Source organism: Roseibium album (genome assembly GCF_965233825.1).
GTDB classification, from domain to species: domain Bacteria; phylum Pseudomonadota; class Alphaproteobacteria; order Rhizobiales; family Stappiaceae; genus Roseibium; species Roseibium album.
Genome location: NZ_OZ247583.1, coordinates 3,234,078 through 3,245,550, shown reverse-complemented (window position 1 = coordinate 3,245,550; position 11,473 = coordinate 3,234,078). Strand labels below are relative to the sequence as shown.

8 protein-coding genes are annotated in these 11,473 nt (G+C 56.1%); 1 reads left to right on the top strand and 7 read right to left on the bottom strand.

All coding sequences use genetic code 11. From position 1 onward, the window contains the following. The first annotated feature begins 70 nt into the window (after positions 1 to 70). Positions 71 to 856 (top strand): HpcH/HpaI aldolase family protein, encoded by a 786-nt coding sequence (locus ACO6TI_RS14955; protein ID WP_108873055.1) that lies wholly within the window; start codon positions 71 to 73, stop codon positions 854 to 856. A 131-nt stretch (positions 857 to 987) separates the two neighbouring features. On the opposite strand, the gene ACO6TI_RS14950 is transcribed toward ACO6TI_RS14955, so the two are convergent. The 7 genes from ACO6TI_RS14950 to ACO6TI_RS14920 form a co-directional block, all read right to left on the bottom strand. Beyond that, positions 988 to 2,358: an HlyD family type I secretion periplasmic adaptor subunit gene (locus tag ACO6TI_RS14950; protein WP_108873056.1), complete on the bottom strand. Its 1,371-nt coding sequence runs from the start codon at positions 2,356 to 2,358 to the stop codon at positions 988 to 990. Next, the gene (locus tag ACO6TI_RS14945) at positions 2,355 to 4,094 is read right to left on the bottom strand and encodes a type I secretion system permease/ATPase (RefSeq protein ID WP_422385200.1); all 1,740 of its coding nucleotides are present in this window, start codon (positions 4,092 to 4,094) and stop codon (positions 2,355 to 2,357) included. Before ACO6TI_RS14945 ends, ACO6TI_RS14950 begins: the two co-directional genes overlap by 4 nt. Before the next feature lie 91 nt (positions 4,095 to 4,185). Next, positions 4,186 to 7,365, bottom strand: a complete 3,180-nt coding sequence (locus tag ACO6TI_RS14940; RefSeq protein WP_422385199.1) for a beta strand repeat-containing protein — start codon at positions 7,363 to 7,365, stop codon at positions 4,186 to 4,188. 410 nt (positions 7,366 to 7,775) lie between these two features. Then, entirely contained in the window at positions 7,776 to 8,759 is a 984-nt protein-coding gene (locus ACO6TI_RS14935) for a LysR family transcriptional regulator (protein ID WP_422385198.1), read from the bottom strand. A gap of 490 nt (positions 8,760 to 9,249) precedes the next feature. Next, a complete protein-coding gene (locus ACO6TI_RS14930; RefSeq protein ID WP_422385197.1) occupies positions 9,250 to 10,230 on the bottom strand; it encodes a LuxR C-terminal-related transcriptional regulator in 981 nt (326 codons plus the stop codon). A gap of 2 nt (positions 10,231 to 10,232) precedes the next feature. Beyond that, entirely contained in the window at positions 10,233 to 10,472 is a 240-nt protein-coding gene (locus ACO6TI_RS14925; RefSeq protein WP_422385196.1) for a hypothetical protein, read from the bottom strand. A 196-nt stretch (positions 10,473 to 10,668) separates the two neighbouring features. Further along, positions 10,669 to 11,445 (bottom strand): DeoR/GlpR family DNA-binding transcription regulator, encoded by a 777-nt coding sequence (locus ACO6TI_RS14920; protein ID WP_422385195.1) that lies wholly within the window; start codon positions 11,443 to 11,445, stop codon positions 10,669 to 10,671. Between the last annotated feature and the right edge of the window lie 28 nt (positions 11,446 to 11,473).

The window sequence follows — 11,473 nt, the reverse complement described above, 5'->3', positions numbered from 1 at the left end:
GGGCAGATCGTTTGAACGCACGGTTCCCGATCTCTTCAACACGGTCAACGGTATCTCACAGGAGTTTTAAATGCCTGCCCCACACAATCCTTTCAAGGCGGCCCTGAAAGAAGGAAATATCCAGATGGGCTGCTGGCTGGGCCTGGCAGATCCCTATCTTGCCGAGGTCAGCGCCCATGCCGGCTTCGACTGGCTCCTGATCGACGGCGAACATGCCCCGAACGATCTGCGCTCCGTCATTGCCCAGATGCAGGTGATTGCGGCAGGCAAGAGCCATGCCGTCGTCAGGCCCGTGATCGGCGAAACCTGGATGATCAAGCAGCTTCTGGATGCCGGTGCACAGACGCTCCTTGTTCCCATGGTGGAAAGCGCCGAGCAGGCACGCGAACTTGTTGCCGCGGTCACCTATCCGCCACATGGTGTTCGCGGCGTCGGCTCCGCCCTTGCGCGTGCGTCAGGCTTTGCAGGCATTCCCGATTATCTGACGACCGCGCGGGACGAGATCTGCCTGCTTGTTCAGGTCGAGAATCGAAAGGGCATCGCTGCCCTCGACGACATCCTCAACGTTGAGGGTGTCGACGGCGTGTTCATCGGTCCTTCCGACCTCGCCGCCGACATGGGGCATATCGGCAATCCCGGTCATCCGGATGTCGAAATTGCCGTTCTTGATGCCATGAACAAGATTGTTGCTTCCAACAAGGCCGGCGGGATCCTCACATTACAGCCCGGGATGCAGAAAAAGTGCCTTGAGCTTGGAGCGACTTTCGTTGCAACAGCGGTTGATGTCACGCTCTTTGCAGCAGCGATACGCAAGAGCGCTCAGGAGGCACAATCCCTGCGGAACGGCTTTCGTTGATATCAGGGTCGCTGCGTTTCACAGAAAAAACGGGGCATGATTGAACCGGAAACTCAAGACATGACCGCAACCAATTGATTTGACCGCTGTCATGTCCGGAACAAAGTGCACACTTCTCCTGTCACCAAAATTTACTCGATGAAGGTTCGCGACAGGCGTTCGCTCAATGGCTGTGCAAGGTAGCTGAGGACCGTGCGTTCGCCAGTGGTGATGAACAGGTCAGCCGGCATGCCCGGAACCAGATCCAGACCGGCGACGTTCGCCGGCTGATTTTCATCAAGTCTCACCTTTGCCACATAGAAGGCATCGCCCGTTCTTTCGTCGGTGACGGAATCGGCCGAAATGTCATAGACCTTCCCGTTCGCTTCCGGCACGTCCTGAAGGTCGAATGCGCTCAGCCTGACCCTGGACACCTGCCCGACGCGAAGTTTTTCAATATCCGAAATGTTGATGCGCGCTTCCACGATCAGCTCTTCACTGAGCGGGACCAGTTCCAGAATGTCTTCTCCCGGACGCACCACACCACCCAGCGTGTGAAGTGCCATGTTGACGACAGTCCCGTTGACCGGGGCGCTGACGACCACCCGCCTCTGCCGTTCCACGGCACCCTTGAACTGCGGTTCGACTGCCGCAAGCTGTGCCTCAACCGCCGCAAGGTTCTCAGAAGCTGATTCAAGACGTTGCTGCTTGGCACTGAAATCATTGAGTTCAAGCTCGCCGATCTCGTTTCGCGCACGGGCCTGATCGGTTCTGAAACCCGCATCAAATCCGACCAGACGTTCTATATCCAGGCGTACGGAGTTGATCCTTGCCGCGGTAACGAGCCCCTTTTCAAACAGCGTTTGAAGGGAGGCAAGTTCACTTCTGGAAATCTCGATCTGCCGCGCATTGGACTGGCGCTGTTCTTCAAGTCCCCCGATCTCGTCTTCGAGAGCCGTTAACCGGCGTTTCAGGACATCTTGTTCGCTCATGCGTGCCCTTGCCTCCGTGTCGAACACACGTTTCTGGGTCAAATATGCGCTTTCCCAGAGGACCTCGGGAATTTCCTCTTCGATCATGTTGGCAACGTCTTTCCTGCGGAACGTGGCTTCTCCGCCGATCTGGGCCAGCAGACGTGCGCGTCGCGCCGACAGTTCACCGACCTGGCTGCTCAGAACCGTCAGATCGACTTCCGCCTCGGTACTGTCGAAGACAACCAGCGGCTGCCCGGCCTCGACGACGTCTCCGTCCGACACGAGCAGATCGCGGACGATGCCGCCGTCGAGGTGTTGCACGGTCTTCCGATTTCCATCGACGACGAAGGAGGCCTCGGCAACCACCGCACCATCCAGCTTAGCCTGTTGCGCCCAATACGCGGTTCCGCCAAAAAACAGGGCCACGACGAGAAAGCCGAACACGACAAGCTTGCCGATACGCGGCTCCGGCAAAGGCTCACCCTGGCTTTTTCCGGGCTCAAGATGTGAAACATGGCGGTTTTGGGAAGAAAGTGTCAGATCTTTCACTGGACTGCCCTTTCCTGATTGGTCTTTGTGATTTCATTCGAGTTCTGGCTACGGGCCGGAAGGACGTTTCGCTTCATGTCGCGCAAGACCTCGTCGCGCCTGCCGAAGGCCGTCTGGACCCCCTGGTTAAGCACAAGCACCTTGTCAACAACCTGCAAGGTGCTGGGACGATGGGTCATCATCACAACGACACCGCCTTGCTCCTGGGTGGCGCGGACCGCTTTCTGGAGCGCGGCCTCACCCGTTGAATCTAGATCGGAATTCGGTTCGTCGAGCACCAGCAGAAACGGATTGCCGTAAAGCGCCCGGGCAAGTGCGATCCGCTGACGCTGGCCACCCGACAGGAAGTACCCGTTGCCGATCTGTGTTTCATAACCGTCCGGCAAGTTCGAGACGAGGTCATGCACGTCGGCGGCAAGCGCAGCTTCCAGCACGAGAGCATCGTCGATTTCAGCAGCAAAACGGGCAATGTTCTCCCTGATCGTGCCGTCGAACAGCGCCACGTCCTGGGGCAGGTATCCGATATGACTGCCCAGGTCCTCGGCCTCCCATTTGGCCGTCGGGTTGCCGTCAAGCCGGATCGAGCCGCGCTGCGGTGTCCAGACACCGGCAAGCATCTTCGCCAGTGTCGTCTTGCCGGAGGCGCTCGGCCCGATCACCGCAACCGCATCCCCGGCCTGCAGGTTCATGCGGATATCGGACAAGGTTGCATTTTGTGCCGTCGGCGGACCCGCCTTCTGGATCGCCACGCTGACCGACACCTGCGGCCGAGGCAGCTGAAGCCGTCTTTGACCGGCCGGATACTCGTGAACAAGTTTCTTCAGCTTTGCATAAGATCCCGTCGCGGCCAGAAAGCTGCGCCATTGCCCGATCAACTGGTCAATCGGAGCGAGGACCCTGCCGAGCACGATGGTTGCCGCAATCATGATACCGGCTGAGCTTTCGCCTGTGATCGCAAGGGCTGCTCCGAGCCCCAGAATAGCCGACTGAAGCCCTGTCCGGAGGGTTTTGGAGACGACCGAAAATGTGGAAATGCGGTCGTTCACCCTGCCTTTCAGGCGATGTGCTTCAAATTGCAACTGGCGCCATCTTTGCGCAAGGTCGCCACGCATGCCCATGGCATGGACTATTTCGGCATTAGCCTCTCCTGCCCTGTAGAGCGTGTCGCTACGCCTGCGCGCTTCAGCAGCTTCCATCATCGTTTCGTGGCTGCGCGCATTGTTGATCAGCGCCAGAACAGTCAGGACGATCGCTCCGGCCAATCCAAGATGGCCGAGATAGGGATGGAGAACATAAAGGACGGCGATGTAGACCGGTATCCATGGCGCATCGAAAAACGCAAGCAAGGTACTTCCGGAAATGAAATCCCTGAAGCCGTTCACATCCTCGATCGAATTGTCGCTCGCCGACTGGCTGCCGTGAATTTTCCGCTGCATTGCCGCGTTCAGAACAGGCACGCCGACTTTCAGTTCGAATCTGGCCCCCAGACGGTTCAACATCCGCTGACGAACCCAGTCGAGCAAACCTACTACGACAAAAACACCGCCGAGCAGCAAGGTAAGGGCGATCAGCGTGTCCATATTCTGGCTGGTGAGCACCCGGTCATAGACCTGCAACATGTAGAGGGGTGCAGCAAGTGCAAGAATATTGAGAGCCATGCTGAACGCGGCAATGGCCCAAAAACCCGCACTCAGCGAAGACCAGGCATTGCGGACGGGAGAGATCTTACGGAACATTTCTTGCTCCATTTCCTAAGTTCGGGTCGAAGTACTTTTCGGGAAAGTTCCAGGGTGGCGGAGGCGAACACCGCCACCCCGGGCAACCGGCTCAGACGAGGAAGTCGTCTTCGCCCAGTTGCGACGCGTCGATGTTGACCAGGCGCAGTGAACTGTCCGACCCGAAGGACAGGACTGCATCCGAGCCATCCTGGATCGCGCCGGAGAGAACTTCGGCAACGTCGAAATCATCAGCGAAATCACCGCTTGATATCCGGTCGGTGCCGAGTTCGAAGTCAGTTACCGTGTCGGCACCCTGGCTTGCGGCGAAAATGTCCGCACCGTCGCCACCTGTGAGCAGATCGTCACCGCCGGCACCGTTCAGGAGATTGTCGAAACCGCTGCCGGTAATGACATCGCCGTCGTTGGAACCGATGACGTTTTCGATTGAGCTGAGAACATCCGTTTCGACACTGTTTTCGATCACGTCCTCGCCGACAACACCTGTGCTGGAAATCGGCTCGACGGAATCGAGTGTCGCTCCTGCATCCACAAGCGTATCTTGAACAACCGGACCATTCTGGCCTGCAGGTGCATTGTGAAGGTGGATTGCGGAGACCACTCCCGGAATCGGTGTCTGCAAATCCGCTTCATTGAGGCCAGAGACATCCAGTACGCTGGAATAGGTGACTTCACCCGTTGTCAGGTTCTGGACGATGGTCACCGTTGCCTCGCCGGTTGCTTCACTTTCGGAGAGCGGTCCCGGTTCCTGGGCAGCATCCAGTCCTCCGGAGAGTTCGATGGTCCGGATGCCGTGTTCCGTCACGTCGCTGTCGACAAGCAGCTGCCCCCTGATCTCACCACCCGGGAAGTCCGAAGTGTGGATGTTGTAGTAGAGATTGCCCACGGCTGCCTGGTTTGCGAATGCGGCTCCGTCCGCAATCGCAGAACCGAATTGCGCAGGCGCGGCAACCACCGCATTTTCCACTCGCACGGTGAAACCGGTATCCCGCGTTGCGGTTCCGTTGCCGTTGGCGCCGAGGTTCACGTTGACAGCGACATCCAAGTCGGAAAAGTCCGCCGTGTCGACGCCCTCCCCACCATCAAGGAAATCGTTGCCAAGGCCACCGACAAGGACGTTGTCGCCGTCACCCGCGATCAGGGTGTCATTTCCGGCGCCGCCATTGATGACACCATCGACGAGACCGAGATCGACAAAGATGTCGTCCTCGTTGCCGAGCAAGACATTGCCGTTGATGACGCCGCCGTCGTTGACGATGGTAACGGAGCCGCCTTCGCGGGCATCGATCGCGTTGACGGTGCCCGAGATTTTTCCCTCGTTGATGATGGCTCCCAGAATGTCCAGACCGCCATCGATGCGGATGCCTGCAGCAACCTCGGACCCTTCGGCCCCTGCAATGACACCTTCGTTTTCGACAAGACCGGCAAACCCTGCGTCTTCAACGTTGGAGAACAGACGCAGGCCATCACCAATTGTGTTGCCTTCGCTTGCATCGCCGCCACCGAAAATTGCTCCCTGGTTGATAATCGACGCCGAGACAATATCGCCGTCGACATCACCGGTCTGCAACGAAACTCCGGACGCGTCGTTGCCGTTGGCGTCCACCGTCCCCTGGTTGGTGAAGGTGTAGTTGTCCGCTGTCCCGTCAGCATAAACGGTGCCGTTGCGCTGCGTGCCAGTTGCAAGGATTGCGCCCTGGTTGACAACATCCAGGCCTACGCCGTCGATGTTCAGGGCACGGCTGTCGGAGGAAACGGTCCCCTGGTTGACGAATGATCCGCCGGAATGGTTACCCGTTCCGAAATAGACACCATTTTGAGCGCCGGCAAAAACACCGCCGGCTTCATTTACAAGCGCTCCCTGGAAGTCGACACCGTTGACCGCTCTGAAGGCACCGACTGTACCTTGCTGACTTTCAGCGGTCACCGTACCGGAGTTGATGATCGACCCGGTGAACAGCGCTGTGGCAAAACCACCCTCAGCCAATCTGGCGCCTTCCAGCCTGATGCCGTCTCCCGCGGTTCCGGCAGCCGCGGATGCCTGGCCACGACCAGCAATGGTTCCCGCGTTTTCAACTTCAACCTCACCGTTGCCGTTTGCGGACAGGGAGAGAGAAATACCGGCGCCATTGTTGTTTGCGCCAGCATCGATCACACCGGTCGGCAGGTTGCCGATGGAGTAGTCACTGGCTGTGTCATCGGCATAGACCGTGCCGTTACGTTGATCACCCGTTCCCAGGATGTTGCCGCCGTTGAGGAGGTTGACGCCGGAACCGTCGATATTGACCGCGCGGCTGCCTGACTGGATGGTTCCGAAGTTCTGAACATCCAGATCGTGCTCGGCATTGCCGATATAAAGACCATTGCGCGGTCCTTCGATCGTGCCGGTGCTGGAGTTGAAGATCCGGCCCTCGGCTGCAATACCATCCGCGATACGGATTCCAGCCGTCGTTCCCTGATTGCTTTCGGTGCTGATGAGGCCACTGTTGAAGATGTCGGTCTCCAGCACAGCGCCATCTGCCCCGTCATCAATCCGGATTCCATCGCCTGCTAGCGGCGTGTTGGACGCAGCTTCATCACCCCGGCCCTGAATGACACCACCGAACCCGTTGAATATGCTGCCCTGGACAACGTCATTGAGTTCATCACCAACCTGAAGCGAAATGCCCGCTCCCTGGTTGCCTTCGCCCGCATCGATCGTTCCTCCGGTGAAGTTGCTGATCGAAAAGTCTTCCGCGGTACTGTTGGTGTAGATCGTGCCGTTCCGCTGATCGCCCGTGCCGACGATGTCTCCAAAATTGCGGACGCTGACGCCCTGACCCTGAATATCGACCGCGCGGCTGTCTGACGAAATCACCGCACCACTGAAGTTATCCAGTCGCCCTGATGATTGTGCACCGGCAAACTGGACGCCGTTGAATTCGCCATCGACTGCTCCGAAATTCCGGATGTCGGCGCTGCCGCTTACCTGGATTCCGGTGGCAAGCGCATCCGGACCGCTGTTGGCTTCAATCCGTGCATTGCGAAAATTGAAGACCTGAGCGTCCTGTCCGCCAACGGATACCGCGGCGGCGGCATTGTTCGTGGTCACATGACCAAAATTCAAGAACCGTGTGAAATCATTGTCGAGGACAAACGCGGGCGTGTTGTCAACGACCACATTATTGAAAACACCGTTCGTAAGCGATTGACCGTCACGAGCGGTTTCCTGCGCCAGCGTGGAGGTCGTCAACAAGCGCGCCCGCATACCGGCAAGCATCCCAGATACCATTTGGAAATCTCCATAAGAGTTGTCATCCGGATACGCCCTCTGAATGACGGCGCCCGGTACTCATGGATCTGTTGTGAGCACCTGAGTTCTTGAAATTCATATTGCCAATACACGCCATAACCTGACGAAATGATCACGGAGCGTGTTATCAGGTAGAATTATTTATCCTCATGTTTACAGAGGTTTGCCACTTTTCCTTTCGAGACTGAATCTATTCGTTCACCTGTTTTGGCAAAAACGTGAAGCAAAACAAAAATGAAAGCATTCGCCGTTCGATCCGCGTCAGACGACTTCTGTCTGATGCGGATGCCGAAACGCTCTACTTGAGGACGATCTGGACTGATTTCGATTGCCGGGATTATCGCAACACACGAGCACTTGAAAAATCATGGGCCACCCAAAAGAGGTGATCAGATCGCCGCTGCGGTACGCTCAGTCACTGAATGCACTACAGCTTGCCGTGCGCCATGGGTGCCCTTGGGAGGCGTTTCGCCAATATAGGAACTGATCGAAGCGACCACACCGTAACGGGAATATTGCCGACGGGTAATCGCTCCGAGTTCGCGAACGCTGCCCTCACCATCAAACGGAACAAAGGCAAGACCGAGATTGTCGCGCTTGAACTGTTCGGCAGCAATTGCGTTCACGATTGTGCATGCATCGCAATGCACCAGGTGGCGGCACAGGGTTTCAAAGCGAGCGGACCTGACATCGATCCCAAGCCGCTCGGCGGCATCTGAAGACGAGGCAGGAAGATCCTTTTCAAGGTCATAGCCGAATGGAATGTCGAAACGGATCAGATATTTTGCGGGAACGTCTGCTGCGCGAATACCATTCCTGCCTGACAGAACATGCCCTTCCCGCATACCGAGATAAAGAGGCTCAAACCAGAGCGGTGTAAATGTCAGCGCATCATCAGAGCCTTCGCCATACAGCATGACATGGCTGTTGCGGGAGATCAGAGCTGCATCCAACTGCATCTGTTCGACCATCCTCGACAACTCGGTCGGTTTTTCCTCGACGATCACGAGCCTCAGATCCGGAAACAGCTCAGCGATCATGTCCAGAAAATAGCCTGACAGATAGGCGGCAAGTGTTGGTGTCATGCCCAGCCGAAACGGTGTTGCCTCAAGTTTTCTGAAGTGCTGTGCCGTTTCAGATATGCGGTCTACCAGTCCGTTTATTTCCGCCGCAACTTCAGCGACCTGCTCGCCAAATTCCGTCAGAAGAACATCGTTTCGCGTGCGCTCGAAAATCTGAACGCCGAGTTCGAGTTCCATTTTCTTGATCTGGTTGGACAACGCTGGTTGGCTGACATGGACGGCGCGGGCGGCGCGCGTGAAATTTCTGTGGTGCGCCACGGCAGCAACATATTGCAGATCCCGAAGGTTCATTCTGCTCTCGGACATGACTGGTTAAGTTCGCGCGCATACTGCAACAGGAAAATTCACAGATAAAATGACATTAAATTTATGGATTTTGACTGTTTACTAGAAGCATCTGCCCGCATGGCCGCGCCTGATTGAAGAAAATATTCAACAAGTCTCGTTTTTAATTTTTTTGTAACCTAACCCTATGCCTTGCAAATCATTCTGCCACCGGACCGGCCTTGATTGCCGGTGTTCTGCAATTCTGCCTCACAGAGGTTACGCTCGCGCAGAAAAGATCTTTCAGGTCGGGAAAGATTGCTCATGTCTCCCTGGCCTGCACTCATGTTCTTGTCGATTGCGCCGAGAATGTTAATGAACGAGATATGCGCGGAGACCCGTGCGGGATGCGGACTTGGGGTCAGGACCCATTAATCCGGAAGGTCGCAATGACGGCTTCAAGGCAAACGAGATCAATGCCACTTGTGGAACGAATTGCGGCTTTCCGAGCTCTGCCTTAGGTGTCGAAACCCACGATCAGGCGTAAGAGCTCAATTTGGCTTCTGACGCCGACCTTCTCGTAGACTCGCCTCAGATGTGTGCGCGCCGTGTTCTTCGAGACACCCAAAGCGTCTGCTGCCTCGGCAATCTCAAGACCATTTGCGATCAACCTGACAATTTCTGCCTGCGACTTTGAGAGCGCGTAGATTACCTGCAATATTTCTATCTGTTTGGATAAATCACTGTTGTGCCCAAAAAGGATATAGACACGACCGTCGCTTACCTTGACCCAGCATAGCAAGAGAGCACCATCGGTATTTTCGCCCAAAACAACCGGAAACTGGACCTCGCCTCCGCCAGAACTTTTTGCGCGATTGAACTCGCCAAAACCGGTCAGCCTATGCGCGCCCGAGATGGCATTTCGCAGTTCGGAATTCCATGAAGGCTTTGAGGCGCGGAGCGTTCCATTGCTGACAGTGAGACCCTTGAAATTCTTCAACTCCGATTGAGCTGCACGATTCATCCAAAGAACACGACCATCTTCAGCAACTTCAATCGCAGCGCTTTCAATGTCACGCAAAGATTCAGCCCAACACCCGTGAAAGAGGATGCGCCAAGCCCCATTCGCATGCTCTAATAGACGAAAGTTGTGTGAATGATTTGGTGCGGCCCGTGGATTGGACGTACTTGTTACAGTTTCTTCGTAAGTCGCCCACGCGACATTATTGGATATCTCAATTTCCAAGTTCTCAAACCGCACCTCGGCTTTGACCGGTTCAGGCTCTGTGTCCATTGCGTCGAACACATTCAGACGGAACTCTTCGAATGAGCGCGCAATCTGCATCGTTCCACATTCCATGATGCTTCGAAAACGCGAGTCATTCACCCAGCACTCCAGCCAGGCATCACGATCACGCGCGAGGTAGCTTTTGATGTCCGCCTCGAGAACCTGACGAATGGCATCGCGTGCTGCGGGCAAATTTAGGTACTCAGACATATTCATTTTTTCATAGCTGGATCCGTATAAGCTACTCCGGCAACCGGCAAACGCAAACCGCGTTTAAAGTGCGCTTGGATGACGCGTGCGAACACCATGAACAGCTTCAAGCCGGCTGCCTGAAGCCGAGAGCTTTCCGGACCTGCGAAAAACTCAAAATATGCATCTTGCTCCGATTTCGTCCTACCTGCGAAGTCGCCATGTTTTTTTGCGCTGCGGGAAATATCTGCCCAGTCGGCCATTGTGTCCCTCCAAGAATGTAACCCTGAAGATTGGCTATCATTGAAAGAACCCTTGGCTTGTCACCCGCGCGGACGACAAATCCCAAAAAAGCACATCATAGACGTGAAGCCGGCCTTCGCGTAAAGCGCAGCAAAAAACTTCTCGGAGACCATTTAGGCGGACGCTGCGCCGTAGCCGAATGACTGCCTGTCGTGCTCAGCGCCGAGATCCGGTCTGATTGGTGGAAAGTATTTCGCAGCCGAGATGACCAAACAACTCCGCCGCTTTTCGGGAAGCTTCTTGGGCGACCACCAGACCGTCAATGTTTGTCCAACGCGCAACTTCGAAGGACGAAACTGCCCCGAACTTTTCTGACGATGCCAAAATCACGGCTGATCCCGATTTCTCGATAACCGCGCGCTTTACCTCTGCCTCTTCGCTTTCTCCCGTCGTAATCCCTTGATCCGGGTGCAGCCCGGTGGCCCCGATAAAGCAGATATCGGGGCGGTAGCGACCAAGCCAGGCGATAGTCGCGGCACCACTTGTCACGATGGAATGACGCAATAGCCTGCCACCCACAATTTCGACTTCCAGTCCTTGATGGTTGAGAAGTTCCATCGCGATGTTGGGGCTGTGCGTGATGACCGTCGCATCGAGGTGTCGAGGCAGATGCCGCGCAAGTTGAATCGCTGTCGTACCGCCATCCAAAAACACAACATGACCCGGCTCGATCATCGCAGCAGCACGCTTGCCAATCTTTACTTTTTCAGGGGTGGCAATCCCGATTCGACCCGGAAACGGAGCATTGGCCGGTGCGATCGGAACGGCACCGCCATGCACGCGTTTCAGGCGTCCGTCCCTGGCCAGCTCACGGAGGTCGCGCCTGATCGTATCTTCGGACAGGCCCAATTCACGGCTTACGTCCTTGGCGACAACGCTGCCTTGTTCATCAAGCAGGGATAGCAGGTGGGTCTTTCGTTCATGACTCAGCATTGCACGATCTTTCTTGACTCTGCACGTT